Raw genomic sequence first — 20108 nt, 5'->3', positions numbered from 1 at the left:
CCGATTCTCGAAGGGCTGACTTTGCCATGGAAAACACCGAGGGTAAGCTCCGCGACTACCTCAAGCGGGTCACCACGGACCTGCGGCAGACCCGCCGCAAGCTCACCGAGCTGGAGTCCCGTGCGCACGAGCCGGTAGCCATCGTGGCCACCGCCTGCCGGATGCCCGGTGGCGTCCGCTCGCCGGAGGAACTCTGGAACCTCGTGACCGTGGGCACGGACACCGTCGGGGCCATGCCCACGGACCGCGGCTGGGACCTGGAGTCGCTCTACGACCCCGACCCCGAGCACACCGGCACCAGCTACGTCCGTGAGGGCGCCTTCCTCTACGACGCCGCCGAGTTCGACGCGGGCTTCTTCGGCATCTCGCCCCGCGAGGCCGTCGCCATGGACCCCCAGCAGCGCCTCCTCCTGGAGACCACCTGGGAACTGTTCGAGCGGGCCGGCATCGACCCCGGCACCCTGCGCGGCAGCAGCACCGGTGTGTTCATCGGCTCCAGCAACCAGGGCTACGCCAGCGACGGCACCAAGGCGCCCGACGGCGTCGAGGGCCACCTGCTCACCGGCGGCTCCGCGGCCGTCCTGTCCGGCCGCCTCTCCTACAGCTTCGGCTTCGAGGGCCCCGCCGTCAGCCTCGACACCATGTGCTCGTCCTCACTGGTGGCGCTGCACCTCGCCATGCAGGCCCTGCGCAACGGCGAGTGCTCCATGGCCGTCACCGGCGGCGCCACCGTCATGGGCAGCGTCCGCAACTTCGTCGAGTTCAGCCGGCAGCGCGGCCTCGCCACGGACGGCCGCTGCAAGCCGTTCGCCGAGGGCGCCGACGGCACCGGCTGGGGCGAGGGCATCGGCGTGGTGCTCCTGGAGCGCCTGTCCGACGCGCGCCGCAACGGCCACCAGATCCTCGCCGTCGTCCGCGGCTCGGCCATCAACCAGGACGGCGCCTCCAACGGCCTGACCGCCCCCAACGGCCCCTCGCAGCAGCGCGTCATCCGCGCCGCCCTCGCCAACGCCGAACTCACCCCCCAGGACATCGACTTCGTCGAGGCCCACGGCACCGGCACCACCCTCGGCGACCCCATCGAGGCCCAGGCGCTCCTCGCCACCTACGGCAAGGACCGCCCCGCGGACCGCCCGCTGTGGCTCGGCTCGATCAAGTCCAACATCGGCCACACCCAGGCCGCCTCCGGCGTCGCCGCCGTCATCAAGACCGTCGAGTCGTTGCGCCACGCCCACCTGCCCAAGACCCTCCACCTCGACGAGCCGACCACGCACGTCGACTGGTCCACGGGCACCCTGAAGCTGCTGACCGAGGCCGTCGACTGGCCCGAGACCGACCGGCCCCGCCGCGCCGGCATCTCCTCCTTCGGCGGCAGCGGCACCAACGCCCACGTCGTCCTGGAGCAGGCACCCGAAGACGAAGGCGCCGAGGTCGCCGAGGGTGACGAGGCGACCGGCGAGGTCGCCGCCGCGACCCCGGTCGCCGCCGGTGACCCGCCCGCGCTGCCGTGGTTGCTGTCGGCGCGTTCGGACAAGGCGCTGGTGGCGCAGGCGGAGCGGCTGCTGTCGGCGGTCGAGTCCGGCGACCTGCGCGCGGTGGACGTCGCGCACACGCTGGCGACCGGTCGTGCCGCTCTGGAGGAGCGGGCCGTCGTGGTCGGCACCGACCACGACGAACTCCTCACCGCCCTGCGGGCCGTCGCCCGCGGCGAACAGCCCGCCACCGTCGCCCGCGGCCTCGCCGAGAACGAGGACATCGAGCCGGTGTTCGTGTTCCCGGGTCAGGGTGCGCAGTGGGTGGGGATGGCGGTCGAACTCCTCGACTCGTCCCCGGTGTTCGCGGCCCGGTTCGCCGAGTGCGCCGACGCGCTCGACGAGTTCGTGGACTGGTCCCTGATCGACGTCGTCCGCGGGGCCGAGGGTGCTCCGGGCTTCGACCGGGTGGACGTGGTCCAGCCGGTGCTGTGGGCCGTGATGGTGTCCCTCGCGGCGCTGTGGGAGTCGTACGGTGTGAAGCCCGCCGCTGTGGTGGGTCACTCGCAAGGCGAGATCGCGGCTGCCGTGGTGGCGGGTGCGTTGTCGCTTCAGGACGGTGCCCGGGTCGTGGCGCTGCGGAGCCGGGCGATCATCGCCCTGGCGGGTCGTGGTGGCATGGTGTCCGTGTCGCTGTCGGTGGCGGACACCGAGGAGCTCATCGCCGACTGGGGCGGCCGGATTTCGGTGGCGGCCGTGAACGGGCCGACGTCGGTGGTGATTTCCGGTGACGCGGACGCTCTGGACGAGTTGGTCGAGCAGTCCGAGGGCCGGGGCGTGCGGGTGCGCCGCATCGAGGTGGACTACGCCTCGCACTCCGCCCATGTCGAGCTGATCCAAGACGAGTTGCTGGAGGTTCTGGCCCCGGTCGAACCCCGTGAGCCCGAGGTGCCGTTCTACTCGACGGTCACGGGGGAGTGGCTGGAGTCCGCGGTCACCGACGGTGCGTACTGGTACACCAACCTCCGCCAGACCGTGCGACTGGAGCCCGCCATCCGTGAGCTGGCGAACTCCGGGCACGGCGCCTTCCTGGAGATGAGCCCCCACCCCGTCCTGGCCGTCCCGGTCCAGGAGACCGTCGAGTCCGCCGGGGCCGACGCCTTCGTGGCCGGCACCCTCCGCCGTGGCCTCGGTGGCCTGTCCCGCTTCTACACCTCCCTCGGCGAAGCCTGGGCCAACGGCCTGGCCGTCGACTGGACCCCGGCCTTCGCCCCGTACGGGCCGGACCGCGTCGCGCTGCCTACGTACGCCTTCCAGCACCAGCACTTCTGGCTGGAGGGCCCGAAGGCCACCGCCGCGGCCACCGACCCGGTGGACGACGCCTTCTGGAAGGCCGTCGAGGAAGGCGACCTGGAGGCCTTCGCCCGGACCCTCAGCATCGAGGACGCCTCCGTCCTCGCCGAGGTCGTCCCCGCGCTCTCCACCTGGCACCGCGCCCGCCGCGAACGCTCCACCCTGGACAGCTGGCGCTACCGCGTCGTGTGGCGCACCCGGCCCGAACCGGGCGGCCCCGTCGCACGGCTCGACGGCACCTGGCTCGTCGTCGTCCCCGAGACCCGGCAGGACGACGAGGCCGTCGGCGCCGTGACCCGCCTCCTCGTCGAGGCCGGCGCCGTCACCGTGCCCGTCGTCATGAACGAGACCGACCTCGACCGCACGGCCGTCGCCGGACAGCTCTCCGACATCGTCGCGGCCGCCGGCCCCGTCCGCGGCGTGGTGTCGCTGCTCGCCCTCGACGAGCGGCCCGCCCCCGGCCACCACGGCCCCACCGTCGGCCTCACCCAGTCCGTCGCCCTCCTCCAGGGCCTCCTCGACTCCGGCACCGACACCCGGCTGTGGCTGCTGACCACCGAGTCCGCCAGCGTCGGCGCCGGCGACCTGGTCCGCCACCCGCTCCAGGCCACCGCCTGGGGCCTCGGCCGCGTCATCGCCCTCGAACAGCCCAAGCTGTGGGGCGGCCTCGTCGACCTGCCCGCCACCCTCGACGGCCGCACCGGCGCCGCGCTCGTCGCCACCCTCGCCAACGCCGGTGACGAGGACCAGCTCGCGCTGCGCCCCTCCGGCACCCACATCCGCCGCCTCGTCCGCTCCCCCCTCGCCGGCCGCACCGCCCCGCGCACCTGGCGCACCAGCGGTGCCGCCCTGGTCACCGGCGGCACCGGCGGACTCGGCGGACACGCCGCGCGCCTGCTGGCCCGCAGCGGCGCCGAACACCTCGTCCTCACCAGCCGGCACGGCCTCGACGCGCCCGGCGCCCGCGAACTGTGCGACGAACTCTCCGCACTGGGCGCCCGGGTGACCGTCGCCGCCTGCGACGTCGCCGACCGCGACGCCCTCGCCCGGCTGATCGCCGAGGTCGAGGCCGAAGGACCCGCCATCCGCTCCGTCGTGCACACCGCAGGCGTCGGCCTGCTCGCGCCGCTCGCCGAGACCGACCAGGAGTACTTCGCCGAGGGCCTGCGCGCCAAGCTCCGCGGCGCCGAGAACCTCGACGCCCTCTTCGACCACGACCGCCTCGACGCGTTCGTGCTCTACTCCTCCGTGGCCGGCACCTGGGGCAGCGGCGACCACGGCGCCTACTCCGCCGGCAACGCCTACGTCGACGCGCTCGCCGACCACCGCCGCGCCCGCGGCCTGCTCGGCACCTCTCTCGCCTGGGGCATCTGGAGCCCGGAGGGCGGCGGCATGGCCGTCAACATCGTCCGCGAGCAGCTGAAGTGGCGCGGCATCCCCTTCATGGACGCGCAGCTCGCCGTCGAGGGACTGCGCCAGGCCCTCGACCACGACGACACCTTCCTCGCCGTCGCCGACATCGACTGGGAGCGGTTCGTCCCCGTCTTCACCGCCGCCCACCCGCGCCCCTTCCTGCACGAGGTGCCGGAGGTCGCCGAGGTGATGAAGGCCGACGAGGCCGTCGTCGCCGGCACGGTCAGCCGCGCCGACACCCTGCGCGCCGAACTCGCCGGCATGGCCGCCGCCGAACGCGAGCGGACCCTGTCCGAACTGGTGCGCACCGAGGTCGCCGGCGTCCTCGGCCACGCGGACGGCTCGGAGATCGCCGTCACCCGCGCCTTCCGCGAGATGGGCTTCGACTCCCTCACCGCCGTCGAACTCCGCAACCGCCTCAACTCCGCCACCGGCCTCGGCCTGCCGGCGACGATCGTCTTCGACCACCCCAACGTGCGCGACCTCGTCCGCTTCCTGCGCACGTCCCTCGTCCCCGACGACGTCGCCGCCGTCGCGGACCGGCCGGCCGCCACCGTCGTCGCGGTCCCGCACGACGACGAGCCCATCGCCATCGTCTCCATGGGCTGCCGCTTCCCCGGCGGCGTCACCTCGCCCGAGGACCTGTGGCGCCTCGTCCTGGAGGAGACCGACGCCGTCTCCCTGCTGCCCACCGACCGCGGCTGGGACGTGGACAACCTCTACGACCCCGACCCGGACCGGGCCGGCAAGACCTACGCCCGCGAGGGCGGGTTCCTGCACGACGCGGCCGAGTTCGACGCGGGCTTCTTCGGCATCTCGCCCCGCGAGGCCATGGCGATGGACCCGCAGCAGCGCCTCCTCCTGGAGACCACCTGGGAGACCCTGGAGCGGGCCGGCATCGCGCCCGACAGCCTCCACGGCAGCCAGACCGGCGTCTTCGTCGGCGTCTCCCACCAGGGCTACGGCGCCCGCGCCGAGATCCCGGACGGCCTCGAAGGCCACCTGATCACCGGCACCGTCACCAGCATCGCCTCCGGCCGCATCTCCTACACCCTGGGCCTCGAAGGCCCCGCCGTCACCATGGACACCGGCTGCTCCTCGGCCCTGGTCGCCATGCACCTCGCCATCCGCGCGCTGCGCGCCGGCGAGTGCTCCCTCGCCCTGACCGGCGGCGCCGCCGTCATGGGCGAGCCCATCGGCCTGGTCGGCTTCAGCCGGCAGCGCGGACTCGCCACCGACGGCCGCAGCAAGCCCTTCTCCGCCTACGCCGACGGCATGGGCATGGCCGAGGGCGTCGGCATGGTGCTCCTGGAGCGGCTGTCCGACGCGCGCCGCAACGGGCACGAGGTCCTTGCGGTCGTGCGGGGTTCGGCGATCAACCAGGACGGTGCCTCCAACGGCCTCACGGCCCCCAACGGCATCTCCCAGCAGCGGGTCATCCGCGCCGCCCTCGCCAACGCGGGCCTGACCAGCCGTGACGTGGACGTGGTCGAGGCGCACGGCACCGGTACCAAGCTCGGTGACCCCATCGAGGCGCAGGCGCTGCTGGCCACCTATGGCAAGGAGCGGTCGGAGGACCGGCCGTTGTGGCTGGGTTCGGTGAAGTCCAACATCGGTCACACCCAGGCCGCTTCGGGCATGGCCGGCATCATCAAGATGGTCGAGGCGATGCGCCACGGCGTGCTGCCGAAGTCGCTGCACTCCGAGTCCCTGTCGCCCTTCATCGACTGGTCGACCGGCGCGGTCGAGGTGCTCACCGAGGCCCGCACCTGGGAGCAGGACGGACACCCCCGGCGGGCCGCCGTCTCCTCCTTCGGCGTGAGCGGCACCAACGCCCACGTCATCCTCGAACAGCCCGAACCGCAGCCGGCCGCCCTGGCCGACGCCGGCACCCCGCCGGCGCTGCCGTGGCTGCTGTCGGCACGGTCGGACAAGGCCCTGGTGGAGCAGGCGGAGCGGCTGATGTCGGCCGTGGAGGCCGGTGACCTGAGTGTGGTGGACGTCGCACACTCGCTGGTGACCGGCCGTGCCGCGCTGGAGGAGCGGGCCGTGGTGGTCGGCGCCGACCGCGACGAACTCCTCGCCGCCCTCGCCGCCCTCGCCGAGGGCTCCGGGCAGACCCCCGCGTTCGTCCGCGGTGCCACCCAGCACACCGGCGAGACCGTCGACCCCGTGTTCGTGTTCCCGGGTCAGGGTGCGCAGTGGGTCGGCATGGCCGTTGAACTGCTCGATTCTTCGCCGGTGTTCGCGTCCAGGTTCGCCGAGTGTGCGGCGGCGTTGGGCGAGTTCGTGGACTGGTCGCTGGTCGACGTCGTTCGTGGTGTCGAGGGTGCTCCCGGTTTCGACCGGGTGGATGTGGTGCAGCCGGTGTTGTGGGCTGTGATGGTGTCCCTTGCCGCGCTGTGGGAGTCGTTCGGTGTGCGGCCTGCCGCGGTGGTGGGTCACTCGCAGGGTGAGATCGCCGCTGCCGTGGTGGCGGGTGCGTTGTCGCTGCGGGACGGTGCGCGGGTCGTGGCGCTGCGGAGCCGGGCGATCATCGCCCTGGCCGGTCGTGGTGGCATGGTCTCCGTGTCGCTGTCCGTCGCCGACACCGAGGAGCTCATCGCCGACTGGGGCGGTCGTATCTCCGTCGCCGCGGTCAACGGGCCGACCTCGGTGGTGATTTCGGGTGATGCCGATGCCCTGGACGAGTTGGTTGGGCAGGCTGAGGGTCGTGGGGTGCGGGTGCGCCGCATCGAGGTGGACTATGCTTCGCACTCGGCCCATGTGGAGTTGATCCAGGACGAGTTGCTGCGGGAGCTGGCGAACGTTCAGCCGCGCACTCCCGAGGTGCCGTTCCTGTCGACGGTGACGGGGGAGTGGCTGGAGTCCGCGGTCACGGATGCGGTGTACTGGTACACCAATCTGCGGCAGACGGTTCAGCTGGAGCCCGCCGTACGGAAGCTGGCCGGCTCCGGGCACGGCGCGTTCCTGGAGATGAGCCCGCACCCGGTGCTGACCGTGCCGGTTCAGGAGACGGTGGAGTCGGCCGGTGTCGATGCCCTGGTCACTGGCACCCTCCGCCGTGGTCTGGGTGGTCTGACCCGCTTCTACACCTCCCTCGGCGAGGCCTGGACCCGCGGTGTCGACGTCGACTGGACGCCGGCCTTCGCCCCGTACGACCCGCGCCGTGTGGACCTGCCCACCTACGCCTTCCAGCGCCGGCACTACTGGCTGGAGTCGCCCGCGCCCGTGTTCACCTCCGCCTCCGTCCTGGCCGGCGGTGTCGTGGACCCGGTGGACGAGGCCTTCTGGAAGTCCGTCGAGGACGGCGACCTCCAGGAGTTCGCCCGTACCCTCGGCCTCGACGACGCCTCCGCCCTGGGCGAGGTCGTCCCGGCCCTCTCCTCCTGGCGCCGCAACCAGCGTGAACGCTCGGCGGTCGACAGCTGGCGCTACCGCATCGCCTGGCACCCCCGCCCGGAACGGATCGCCTCCGCCACCACCCTGGACGGCACCTGGCTCGTCGTCGTCCCCGAAGGACACGCGGACGACGCCTTCGTACGGAGCGTGACCTCCGCCGTGGCCGCACGCGCCACCGAGACGCGCACCCTCGTCGTCGGCACCGCCGAGGCCGAACGCGGGCGCCTCGCCGACCTGCTGCGGCAGGAGAGTGAACGGGGCCCGGTGGACGGCGGCGTCCTGTCCCTGCTCGCCCTGGACGAACGGCCCTGGGACGACGGCTGCGCGCTGCCCACCGGCCTCGTGCTGATGACCACCCTGCTCCAGGCCCTCGGCGACGCCCAGGTCGACGCGCCCCTGTGGTGCGCCACCCGCGGCGCCGTCTCGGTCCACCGCAACGACGTGCTCCACCACCCCCTCCAGGCCGCCTCCTGGGGCCTGGGCCGGATCGCCTCCACCGAGTACCCGCAGCGCTGGGGCGGTCTCATCGACCTGCCCGAGACGATCGACGAGCGCGCCGGCCGACGCCTGGCCGTCGCACTCGCCAGCGGCATGGAGGAGAACCACGTCGCCCTGCGCGGCTCCGGTCTGTTCGTGCGCCGGCTCGTCCGGGCCGGCGAGGGACCGCGCCCCGACGGGCCGGCCTGGACCCCCGGCGGCACCGTCCTGATCACCGGCGGCACCGGCGGTGTCGGCCACCACGTCGCCCGCTGGCTGGCCCGCGGCGGCGCCGAACACCTCGTCCTGGTCAGCCGGCGCGGCCCCGAGGCCCCCGGCGCCGCCGAGCTCGTCGCGGAACTCGCCGAACTCGGCACCCCCGCCACCGTCGTCGCCTGCGACGTCGCCGACCCCGACGCCGTGCGCCGACTCGTCGACGACCTGCCGGGCGGCGGCACCCTGACCGCCGTCTTCCACACCGCCGGCGTCATCGACGACGGCGTCATCGACAGCCTCACCCCACAGCGCACCCACGGCGTCCTGCGCCCCAAGGTCGACGCCGCACTCGCCCTGCACGAGGCCACCCGGCACCTCGACCTCTCCGCGTTCGTCCTGTTCTCCTCCATGGCGGGCACCCTCGGCCGCTCCGGCCAGGGCAGCTACGCCGCCGCCAACGCGTTCCTCGACGCGCTCGCCGCGCACCGCCGCGCCGACGGCCTCGCCGCGACCTCCGTGGCCTGGGGCACCTGGGCCGGCGGCGGCATGGTCGGCGACGAGGTCGCCCAGCGGCTGCGCCGCGACGGCGTGCCGCCCATGGAGCCCGAACTGGCCGTCTCCGCCCTCCAGCAGGCGCTCGACCAGGACGACGAGTTCCTCGTCGTCGCCGACGTCGACTGGAAGCTCGTCACCGCCCGCGCCTTCGCGGCCCTGCCCGAGCTGCCCGACAGCCCCGCCGCCGGCGAGACCGAGCGCGCCGAGAAGGAGACCGCCGCGCAGGACGGGCCGCCGCTGCCCGCCCGTCTCGCCCGGCTGGCCCCCGCCGAGCGCCGCACCGCGCTCCTGCTGGAGGTCCGCAAGCAGGCCGCCGCCGTCCTCGGCCACAGCGACGCCGACGCCGTCCCGGAGGGCCGGGCCTTCCGCGACCTCGGCTTCGATTCGCTGACCGCCGTCGAGCTGCGCAACCGCTTCGCCGAGGTCACCGGCCTGCGGCTGCCCGTCACCATGGCCTTCGACCACCCGTCGGCCGCCGCGCTCACCGCCCACCTCGACACCGAACTGTTCGGCGCCGACACCGCCGCCTCCGCCGGCGCGGTCGCCGTCCGCCCGCAGGTCCTCACCGACGACCCCATCGTCATCGTCGGCATGAGCTGCCGCTTCCCCGGCGGCGTCACCTCGCCCGAGGAGCTGTGGCAGCTCGTCTCCGACGGCACCGACGCCATCTCGCCCTTCCCCGACAACCGCGGCTGGGACGTCGAGACCCTCTACGACCCCGACCCCGACAAGGCCGGCCACAGCTACGCCCGGCACGGCGGATTCCTCTACGACGCCGACGAATTCGACCCCGCCTTCTTCGGCATCTCGCCCCGCGAGGCCGTCGCCGTCGACCCGCAGCACCGGCTGCTCCTCGAAACCTCCTGGGAGGCGTTCGAACGGGCCGGGATCGACCCCGCGGTCGTCCGCGGCAGCCGCACCGGCGTCTTCGTCGGATCCAACTACAACGACTACGGCAGCCGCGTCCGCCAGGCCCCCGACGGCCTGGAGGGCTACATCGCCACCGGCAGCGCCAGCAGCGTCGCCTCCGGCCGCATCTCCTACACCTTCGGCCTGGAGGGCCCGGCCGTCACCGTCGACACCGCCTGCTCCTCCTCGCTGGTCGCCCTGCACCTCGCCGTGCAGGCCCTGCGCTCCGGTGAGTGCGGGCTCGCCCTCGCCGGCGGCGTCACCGTCATCTCCTCCCCCGAGACCTTCATCGAGTTCAGCCGGCAGCGCGCCCTGTCGCCCGACGGCCGCTGCAAGGCGTTCTCCGCCGACGCGGACGGCGCCGGCTGGGCCGAGGGTGTCGGCCTGCTCCTCCTGGAGCGCCTGTCCGACGCCCGCCGCAACGGCCACCAAGTGCTCGCCACCGTCGCCGGTACGGCCGTCAACCAGGACGGCGCCTCCAACGGGCTCACCGCCCCCAACGGCCCCGCCCAGCAGCGCGTCATCCGCGCCGCCCTCGACACCGCCGGCCTCACCCCGGCCGACGTCGACGCCGTCGAGGCGCACGGCACCGGCACCAAGCTCGGCGACCCCATCGAGGCCCAGGCCCTCCTCGCCACCTACGGGCAGGACCGTCCCGGGGACCGGCCGCTGTGGCTCGGCGCGGTGAAGTCCAACATCGGCCACACCCAGGCCGCCTCCGGCGTCGCCGGCATCATCAAGATGGTCATGGCGATGCGGCACGGGGTGCTGCCCCGCTCCCTGTACGCCGACAACCCGTCCTCGCACATCGACTGGTCCTCCGGCGCCGTACGCCTCCTGGACCGGGAACGCCCGTGGGAGCGCGGTGACAACCCGCGCCGCGCCGGTGTCTCCTCCTTCGGCGTGAGCGGCACCAACGCCCACGTCATCCTCCAGGAACCCGACGCCGGCCCCGTGGCCGAGGCCGCCGCCCTGCCGGCCGGTGGGACCCCGGTGGCCGAGGCCACCGCCCCGGCCACCACGGTCACCCCGGTCACTCCGGCCGTCCCGGCCGCTGCCGCCACCGCCCTGCCCTGGCTGCTGTCCGCCCGCGGCGCCGCCGCCCTGCGCGGACAGGCACGCCGGCTGCTCGACCACCTCACCGCACGGCCGGGCGCCGTGGACCCGGCCGACATCGCCTGGTCCCTGGCCACCGGCCGGGCCGTGCTCGACGACCGCGCCGTGGTCGTCGCCGGCGACCTCGACTCCTTCACCGAGGCGCTCACCGCCCTCGCCGAGGGCCGCGAACACCCCCGTCTCACCACGGACCGGGCACGCTCCGGCAAGGTCGCCTTCCTCTTCTCCGGCCAGGGCGCCCAACGGCCCGGCACCGGACGCGAGCTGTACGCCGCGTACGACGCCTTCGCCGACGCCCTGGACGCCGTCTGCGCCCACCTCGACCCCCACCTCGAACTCCCCCTGCGGGACATCCTGTTCGCCGAACCCGGCACCCCCGAGGCAGCCCTGCTCGACCAGACCGTCCACACCCAGGCCGCGCTGTTCGCCGTCGAGGTCGCCCTCTACCGGCTCGTGGAGAGCACCGGCCTCACCCCCGACGTCGTCCTCGGCCACTCCGTCGGCGAGATCGCCGCCGCCCACGTCGCCGGGGTGCTCACCCTGGAGGACGCCTGCCTGCTCGTCGCCACCCGCGGCCGGCTCATGCAGGACCTGCCCGAGGGCGGCGCCATGATCTCCGTACAGGCCGCCGAGGACGAGGTGCTCGCCCTGCTCGGTGCGTACGAGGGACGGGCCTCCGTCGCCGCCGTCAACAGCCCCCTCGCCACCGTCGTCTCCGGCGACGAGGACGCGGTCACCGCAGTCGCCGACGCGCTTGCCGCCCAGGGCCGCAAGACCCGCCGGCTCAACGTCAGCCACGCCTTCCACTCGCCCCGCATGGACCCCATGCTCGACGAGTTCACCGCCCGCACCGCCGAACTCCCGCACAGCGCACCGGTCGTGCCCGTGGTCTCCGCCGTCACCGGCGCCCCCTACGGCGACGCCGAACGCGACGACCGCGGCCACTGGGCCCGCCAGGTCCGCCACGCCGTCCGCTTCGCCGACGGCGTGCGCACCCTGGAGGAACAGGGCGTCACCACCTACGTCGAGATCGGCCCCGGCGGTGTCCTCACCGCCCTCGCCGGCGACAATGTCACCGGCGACGCCACCCTCGTCCCGCTGCTGCGCCGCGACACCGACGAGACCGAGTCCTTCACCACCGGACTCGCCCGGCTGCACGCCCGCGGCCACGCCCCCGACTGGGCCACGCTGCTCGCCCCGCTCGCCGCCGACCGCGTCGACCTGCCGACCTACGCCTTCCAGCGCGACCGCTACTGGCTCCAGGCCACCCCCGGCGCCCGGGACATCGCGCAGGCCGGACTGGAGGCCGCCGGGCACCCGCTGCTCGACATCGCCGTCCCGCTGGCCGGCTCCGACGGCGTCCTGCTCACCGGCACCGTCTCCGTGGAACGCCAGCCCTGGCTGCGCGACCACGCCCTCGGCGACACCGTGCTCCTCCCGGGCACGGCGTTCCTCGAACTCGCCCTCCAGGCCCTGGAACGGGCCGGCGCCGCACGCGTCGCCGACCTCACCCTGGAGACCCCGCTCGTCCTCGCGGCCACCGGAGCCGTCCAGCTCCAGGTCACCGTGGCCCCCGCCGACGAGTCCGGCGCCCGCGCCCTGAGCGTCCACACCCGGCCGCTCTCCGCCTTCGAGGGGTCCGCCGAACCCTGGACCCGGCACGCCTCGGGCACCCTCACCGACGAACCGGCCCCCGCGCCGGCCGCCGCCCCCGCCGCCTGGCCGCCCGCCGGCGCCCAGCCCCTCGACGTGAGCGGCCTCTACGAGCGCATCGCCGACAACGGCTTCGACTACGGACCCGCCTTCCGCGGACTGCGCGCCGCCTGGCGCCTCGGCGACGAGGTGTACGCCGAGATCGCCCCGGCCGACGGCGGACACCTCGACCGCGCCGAGGACTTCGCCGTCCACCCCGCGCTCCTGGACGCCGCCCTGCACACCGTCGCCCTCGCCCCCGACGCCGACCCCGACGGACCCACGCTCCTGCCGTTCTCCTTCACCGGCGTGACGGTGACCGCCGCCGGGCCCGCCGCCCTGCGCGTCCGCCTCACCCCCCGGGGAGGACAGCGGTACGCCGTCGAGGTCGCCGACGGTGCCGGCACCCCCGTCGCCGCCGTCGAGGACCTCGTCCTGCGGCCCGTCGACACCGAGCGGGTGGCCGCCGGCCGCTCCTCCGCGGCCGCCCTGCACCGGCTGCGCTGGGTGCCCGCCTCCGTGGGCACCGCCACTGCACGGCTCGCCCTTGTCGGCGCCGACGAGGACCTCACCGCCCTCGCCGCCCGCCACACCGGCCCGCTGACCCCGTACGACAGTCTCGACGCCCTGCGCGCCGCGATCGCCGCGGGCGACCCGGTGCCCGAGACCGTCCTGGCCGCCCTGCCCGCCACCGGCGACCGCACCGACCACGCCACCGCGGCACGGGAGACCACGCACCACGCCCTCCGGCTCACCCAGGAGTGGCTGCGCGACGACACGTTCGCCCCGGCCCGGCTGGTGTTCGCCACCCGCCACGCCGTCGCGACCGGACCCGCCGACGCCGCCGCCACCGACCCGGCACAGGCCGCCGTATGGGGGCTGATCCGCACTGCCAAGGCCGAGAACCCGGGCCGCTTCGGCCTCCTCGACCACGACGGCACCACCGCCTCCCTCGACCTGCTGCCCGGGGTCCTCACCAGCGGGGAGAACGAGACCGCCCTGCGCGACGGCACCGCACTCGCCCCGCGCCTGACCCGCGTCCAGGACACCGACACCGGCGACTTCACCGGCTTCGCCGGCCCCGGCACCGTCCTCGTCACCGGCGCCTCCGGCGTGCTCGCCCGGCAGGTGGCCCGCCACCTCGTCACCGAACACGGCGCCGCCTCCCTGCTGCTGGCCAGCAGGCGCGGCCCCGACGCCGACGGCATGAGCGAACTCGCCGCCGAACTGCGCGGCCACGGGGCCGAGGTCACCGTCGCCGCCTGCGACACCGCCGACCGCGACGCCCTCGCCGCCCTGCTCGCCACGGTGCCCGCCGACCGGCCGCTGACCGCGGTCGTCCACACCGCGGGCGTCCTCGACGACGGCGTGGTCGAGGCCCTCACCCCCGAACGGCTCGACACCGTCCTGCGGGCCAAGGCCGACACCGCCCTCCACCTCGACACCCTCACCCGCGACGCCGGACCCGTCACCCTCGTCCTGTTCTCCTCCCTCGCCGGCACCTTCGGCGGCGTCGGACAGGGCAACTACTCGGCCGCCAACGCCTTCCTCGACGCCCTCGCCGCCCGGCGCGGCGCCGACGGCCGGCCGACCCTGTCCCTGGCCTGGGGCCTGTGGGCCGAACGCAGCGGCATGACCGGCAAGCTCGGCGACACCGACCTGCGGCGGATGCGGCGCGGCGGCCTGCAGCCCATGGCCACGCCCGACGCCCTCACCCTGCTCGACGCGGCCCTCGCCACCCCGGACGCGTTCCTCGCGCCCGCCGCGCTCGACCCGGCCGCGCTGCGCTCCTCCGACGGCACCGTGCCCGACCTGCTGCGCGACCTCGTCCCCGCCCGCACCCCGCGGGCCGCCCGCGCCGCCGGCCAGGCCACGGCCCCCGCCCGCGGCACCGGGACGGACTCCGCCGACGCCCTGCTGGCCCGCCTCGCGAACCTGACCGCCCCCCAGCGGCAGGGCGCCCTCCTGGAGACAGTGCTCACCCAGGCGGCCCTCGTCCTCGGCTACGGCTCCGCCGACACCATCGACCCCGAACGGGGCTTCCTGGAGGTCGGCTTCGACTCCCTGACCGCCCTCGAACTGCGCAACCGGCTCGGCGCCCTCACCGGCGTCCGGCTCCCGGCCACCCTGCTGTTCGACTACCCGACGCCCGCCGGGCTCACCGACCACCTGCTGACCCGGATGGCTCCCGCCCTCACCGCCGCGGCCGGCACCGCCGCCGACGGCGACTCGGTGCTGGTCCGACTCGACCACATGGAAGGACAGTTCACCGAGGTCCTGGCCGACGCCGACCTGCACGACGAACTGCGCAGCCGGCTCCAGCGGCTGCTCGACCAGCTCGACGCCGCCGCGCCCGCCGCGCGGCAGGCCACCGGCACCACTCACCCCGACGAGGTGTCGGACGACGAACTGCGCCGCTTCCTGGAGAACGAACTCGGCGGCGCCTGACCGATCCCTCGGGGCGGCGGCCGGCTCCGGCCGCCGCCCCGGCCCCACGTCAACGTCAACCGGACGGAACTGGAACTGTGAAGGCTCTCGTGCTCGCGGGGGGATCCGGTACGCGACTGCGACCGATCACCCACACCTCCAGCAAGCAACTGGTCCCGGTCGCCAACAAGCCGATCCTCTTCTACGGCCTCGAAGCCATCGCCGCGGCCGGCATCACCGAGGTCGGCATCATCGTCGGCGGCACCGCCGACGAGATCAGGGCCGCCGTCGGCGACGGCTCGGCCTTCGGACTGGACGTCACCTACATCCCGCAGAGCGAGCCCCTCGGGCTCGCCCACGCCGTCCTCATCGCCCGCCCCTTCCTCGGCGACGACGACTTCGTCATGTACCTCGGCGACAACTTCGTGCTCGACGGCATCACCGACGTCGTCGACGAGTTCCGCAAGGACCGCTGCGACGCGCAGATCCTGCTCACCCGCGTCCCCAACCCCACCGCGTTCGGCGTCGCCATCATCGACGACGGCGGCAACGTCCTCGACCTGGAGGAGAAGCCCAGCAAGCCGCGCAGCGACCTCGCCATCGCGGGCGTCTACCTCTTCACCCCGCGCGTGCACGACGCCGTACGCGCCATCGAGCCCTCCGCGCGCGGCGAGCTGGAGATCACCGACGCCCTGCGCTGGCTGGTCGAGCAGGAGGACTCCACGGTGCGCTCCACCGTGATCACCGGGTACTGGAAGGACACCGGCAACGTCAACGACATGCTGGAGGTCAACCGCACCCTCCTGGAACGCCTGGAGACCCGCATCGACGGCTACGTCGACGAGAGCAGCGAGATCATCGGCCGCGTCCACCTCGACGCCGGCGTGGAGGTGCGCAACTCGCGCATCGTCGGACCCGCCGTCATCGGAGCCGGCAGCATCATCACCGACTCCTACATCGGCCCCTCCACCTCCGTCGCCGAGAACTGCCGCATCATGGCCAGCGAGATCGAGTACTCCATCGTGCTGCGCGACTCGTCCTTCGACCGCATCCGGCGCGTCGAGGCGTCCCTCATCGGCCGCAACGTCCAGGTGACCCTCGCCCCCCGGCTGCCCGCCGCCCACCGGTTCGTCATCGGCGACCACGGCCGCGTGCAGCTCCCGTCATGACGGCGACGGCCCTGCCGCCCCTGCGCCTCCTCGTGGTGACCGCCGTCACCGCGGAACGCGAGGCCGCGGCCCGGGGCCTGGACCCCGCCGCGTCCCCCGCGGACCACGCGCTGCCCGGCCATGTGCTCAAGCGCACCGGCACGGGCAGCGCCCCAGGGCCGCTGCGGGCCGACCTGCTCGCGGCGGGGGTCGGCCCCGCCGCGGCGGCGGCCGCCACGAGCGCGGCCCTCACCGCGGGCGCGCTGCGCGAGGAGCCCTACGACCTCGTGATCGCCGCCGGCATCGGGGGCGGCTTCGCACCCCACGCACCCCTCGGCGCCGTCGTCGTCGCCGACCGCATCGTCGCCGCCGACCTGGGCGCCGACTCCCCGGACGGCTTCCTGTCCGTCGACACCCTCGGCTTCGGCAGGACCACCGTCCACAGCCCGCCCCGGCTCGCCGCCGAGGCCGCCCGCGCCCTCGGCGCCCTCCACGCCCCCGTCCTCACCGTGTCCACCGCCACCGGCACCGCCGAACGCGCCCGCGCCCTCGCGGACGCGCACCCCGGCGCCGGCGCGGAGGCCATGGAGGGCTTCGGCGTCGCCGTGGCCGCCGCCGCGCACGACGTGCCCGTCCTGGAGATCCGCACGGTCTCCAACACCGTGGGCCCGCGCGACCGCGCGGCCTGGCGCATCGGCGAGGCCCTCACGTCCCTCCAACAGGCGTTCTCCGCGCTGCGCACGACCCTGGAAAAGGACACGGGGCTCCCGTACGACTGAGCTCCCTGCTTCCGTTCGAGTGGCCCCGGGCGAGCGTCGACGACCTCACCCGGGGCCGACACCGGGTGGTGACGGGCTCGGTCACCATCACTTTCCTGGTCGCTGCGGTAAGGGGACTTACGTCACTTGCTCTCCGTAGCGGTCCTCCGCCATGCGTCGCATCAGTTCCGCCGAGTCCTTGATGGACAGTGCGGCGGCCCGGAGGTGGTCGTACCGGAGCGAACAGTTGTCGACTGTTTTCGCGTCTGCCGTCGGGTGCCCGCCTCCGTACCCCTCGGCGTGGACGACGGCCGGGTCGGTCCCGAACCGGAAGACGGTGAACGAGCCCGTGAGCCCCGGGTGCGCTCCGGCCGAGAACGGCAGGACCTGGACGTTGACCCGGGTGTTGCACTCGAAGGTGGCCAGATGGGCGAGTTGCCCACGCATGATCTCCCGGTCCCCGATCTCCTGGTGCAGTGCGGCCTCGCCGAGAACCATCCAGAAGACCGGCGGTCTCTCCTTCTCGAAGACGCGCTGCCGGGTCAGCCGCACGGCGGTCCGGTCCTCGGGTTCGGTCTCTTCGAACGCGCGGAGTACCGCATGGATGTAGGGCCGGGTCTGCAACAGTTCATGGACCATGCCCATCTGGAAAGTGCAGATCTCGGTCGCCCGTGCTTCCAGCTCCGCGATCTCCTTAAACCAGCTCGGGAGTTGGCTCCTCATGACCAGGTCCACGAGCCGGGACAGCGATCCGCCCGTTTCCAGAGCGGTGTCGGCCCGCTCGCTGAATTCTGCCGTGGGCAGCTTCCGGGCGGTTTCGATCTGACCGACAAGTGATCCCGTGTAGGCGACCATGTCACCGAGCTGTCGCTGTGTCAGGCCCGCTCTTTCCCGGAGCCGGCGGAGTTCGGAACCGTAGTAATCGAGCGGCGAGGCGCCCGGATCGAGCACGTTGATGTTGGTCACGGGCAATTGCGGTCTTCCTTGAGTCCTGTGGAGCGGGTTTTGGTTCGTCACCCCGACTGGCCGACCTGTCCTTCCGGCCATGGGCTTGCGGGGCTTCCGGCTGACCGCGACGAAGGGAAAGGGCTCCACGTAGCGGAGCCCTCGCGTGTCTGCCGTCATCAGGACATGAGGATGTCGCATATGTCGGACAGGCTGAACCGGGCGATCAGGAGTCCATGGTCAGTCCGCAGCCGCACCTCCTCGGTTGCGACGACCTCCACACTGCGCAGGGCGGGTGTCAGGTCAGGGGTGGCGATGATCCAATCGATACGCTGCGGCGGCCCCTGATCCGTACGGGTCAGGCTCGCGGTGGCCTCCATGGCACCGGCCTGGTGCAGGGTGGTACCGGCGTGATGGGCGAGGTCGGTGAACACTGGCAGCCGGCCGCCGGTCAGAATCTCGGAGGGCCGGGTGTCGCTGACCCGTCGGCCGTGGCGCTCGATGGTGCGCTGCTGGAAGTGGACGGGGTCGTCGACTGCGTTCCAGACGAGGGGGTCGGTGGTCTCGTCGGCACTTCGGTGGGGGTAGCTGTTGGCGTCGAGTCCGATCAGGGCAGTGCGGCCGTGGTCGGCGAGCACGGTGAGTCTCCGGGCCTCCGTCGCACGCATCGTGGGATCGAAATGGGTTAGATGGGCTGATGCCAGTTCCAGTGGTTTGGGACAGCCCTTGAGCCGGACTCGGACATGGCAGACCGGCTTCCACGGCAGGTCGTGATCGGTCTGGGCCACGACCTCGAAGAGGTGGGGATCGATCATGATTCCCGGCGGGTTGCGACTGCGGCCAGGTTTCGTCTCGGGCATGAACGGCAGCAATGCGAGTTTGTTCGCTTCCTCGTACAGCTCGGCCCGGCTGTTGGCCGAGGCGCCGGTCAGTTCGTGGCGGAACACGACGTGAGGGACGAAGCGGGCGAGGACGCTGTGCGCAGGACGGCGTCGCGAATCCTTACTGTCGAGTCGGCGTCCGTTGTGGGCGACGTTCCATGACGCCACACATAGTTCGTCCGTATTGATGGCCATGACATGTCTTTCGTTAGGAAAAGGGACAGAGAGGGAAATAGGGGCTAATGCCTCGCGCCGGCTGTGGACCCCGCCCGCGGCGACCACACGCGGACGGTCGGACGCCGGAAGCCGTTGGGCACAGGTGGCGCACCTGGCGTTCCTTGGTCGTCGTGCGGTCCTTGGGCCCGGCTCGTGATGCGGAATGGGGGACCCACCGCTGCCTCGGGGAGGTAGGCATGGTGCCTACCGGCAGCGGTGGGCCGTCTGGCCGTGCCTCCGGCGCCCCGGGGGAAGGGCATGGCACTCACCGGAGGCACGGGGCTTAAGGGGCGGGCCTGTCGCGCCGGGAAGTACCGAGCAGTTCGCCCATCCGCCGGGCGAGATCCCGCATCTGATGGCCGAGCAGCCCCTGATCGAGCCCCTCTTCGGCGAGCACGCCGAGGTAGGACTCGGTGCCGGCGCGGACGACAAAGAGATGACCGCCGTCGACCTCGATCATGGCCAGGCGCAGCAGACCCCCCGCGCGGGGGAACTGCTCGGCGACCGGCGTGGACAGGGCCTGCAAGCCCGCGACGACGGCAGCGAAACGGTCGGCATCGTCCCGGCTGCCGCTGCCGTACACCGCGAGTGCCTTGCCGTCGCTGGAAGCGGTGAGCGCCAGGCGGATCTCGTGCATGCTCTCGACCAGGTCACGCAGGGCCCAGTCGAGATCGGGTCTGTGGTGTGTCATCGACCAGGCCCTTTCGTGTCGGCGCGGGATGCCTGCGGAGGAATGGTGCCTGAACGGGTGATCTGGTTCAGGTGAGCGGCGAGGGTGGTGTGCGGGGTCGGCACGGGCCGGAAGCGGGCCAGGAGCTCGCGCAGCGCCTGGACGGGCACCGGCCGGTCGTGGGCGTACGGCCGCAGCCAGTACGCGCCGGACGGCGCCGTCCGCTGGGGTGAGGGCAGCCTGATCGTGCGTGGGCTGCCGAGGCACACGCCATGGGTGTGCGGAGACCAGGTGCGGGCGGACCCCGGGGGGACCAGCCAGTACAGCCAGCCGGTTTCGGGGTCCTCGATGACGGGGCCGCATCCATGCTGGTACTCATCGAGCACGACGGCCATGGTGCGGCCTTCCGGGCCGCCGCCGGTGACCACGACGTCGTAGCGGTGACCGAGGAGCACGCG

Annotated in this window: 7 protein-coding genes; 3 read left to right on the top strand and 4 right to left on the bottom strand. The window is 73.4% G+C overall.

The annotated features are described in order from the left end of the window. Window positions 1-26: 26 nt before the first annotated feature. The 3 genes from AB0F77_RS32025 (at window position 27) to AB0F77_RS32015 (ending at window position 16959) form a co-directional block, all read left to right on the top strand. Window positions 27-15053 (top strand): type I polyketide synthase, encoded by a 15027-nt coding sequence (locus tag AB0F77_RS32025; RefSeq protein ID WP_361955176.1) that lies wholly within the window; start codon window positions 27-29, stop codon window positions 15051-15053. Window positions 15054-15130: 77 nt separating this feature from the next. Beyond that, window positions 15131-16201 carry a glucose-1-phosphate thymidylyltransferase gene (locus AB0F77_RS32020; protein WP_361955175.1) on the top strand — a complete coding sequence of 357 codons (1071 nt, stop codon included), beginning with the start codon at window positions 15131-15133 and terminating at the stop codon, window positions 16199-16201. 20 nt (window positions 16202-16221) lie between these two features. After that, on the top strand, window positions 16222-16959 hold the full coding sequence (locus tag AB0F77_RS32015) for a futalosine hydrolase (protein ID WP_361955206.1): 738 nt from the start codon (window positions 16222-16224) through the stop codon (window positions 16957-16959). A 117-nt stretch (window positions 16960-17076) separates the two neighbouring features. On the opposite strand, the gene AB0F77_RS32010 is transcribed toward AB0F77_RS32015, so the two are convergent. The 4 genes from AB0F77_RS32010 to AB0F77_RS31995 form a co-directional block, all read right to left on the bottom strand. Next, entirely contained in the window at window positions 17077-17904 is an 828-nt protein-coding gene (locus AB0F77_RS32010; protein ID WP_361955174.1) for a helix-turn-helix transcriptional regulator, read from the bottom strand. Between the two features lie 158 nt (window positions 17905-18062). Continuing rightward, window positions 18063-18959 (bottom strand): endonuclease/exonuclease/phosphatase family protein, encoded by an 897-nt coding sequence (locus AB0F77_RS32005; protein ID WP_361955173.1) that lies wholly within the window; start codon window positions 18957-18959, stop codon window positions 18063-18065. A 304-nt stretch (window positions 18960-19263) separates the two neighbouring features. Then, a complete protein-coding gene (locus AB0F77_RS32000) occupies window positions 19264-19671 on the bottom strand; it encodes a roadblock/LC7 domain-containing protein (protein ID WP_361955172.1) in 408 nt (135 codons plus the stop codon). Beyond that, window positions 19668-20105 (bottom strand): hypothetical protein, encoded by a 438-nt coding sequence (locus tag AB0F77_RS31995; protein WP_361955171.1) that lies wholly within the window; start codon window positions 20103-20105, stop codon window positions 19668-19670. The genes AB0F77_RS32000 and AB0F77_RS31995 overlap by 4 nt, the downstream gene beginning before the upstream one ends. Window positions 20106-20108: the final 3 nt, after the last annotated feature.

Origin of the sequence: Streptomyces sp. NPDC026672, assembly GCF_040638185.1 — a bacterium.
In the GTDB taxonomy this organism is placed as follows: domain Bacteria; phylum Actinomycetota; class Actinomycetes; order Streptomycetales; family Streptomycetaceae; genus Streptomyces.
The sequence above is the reverse complement of the archived record's forward strand: the minus strand, read 5'-3'. Positions and strand labels throughout refer to the sequence as shown.

Coding starts and splice junctions, on each gene's coding strand:
- AB0F77_RS32025 (WP_361955176.1), top strand. CDS start 27: ATGGAAAACACCGAGGGTAAGCTCCGCGACTACCTCAAGCGGGTCACC.
- AB0F77_RS32005 (WP_361955173.1), bottom strand. CDS start 18,959: ATGGCCATCAATACGGACGAACTATGTGTGGCGTCATGGAACGTCGCC.
- AB0F77_RS32000 (WP_361955172.1), bottom strand. CDS start 19,671: ATGACACACCACAGACCCGATCTCGACTGGGCCCTGCGTGACCTGGTC.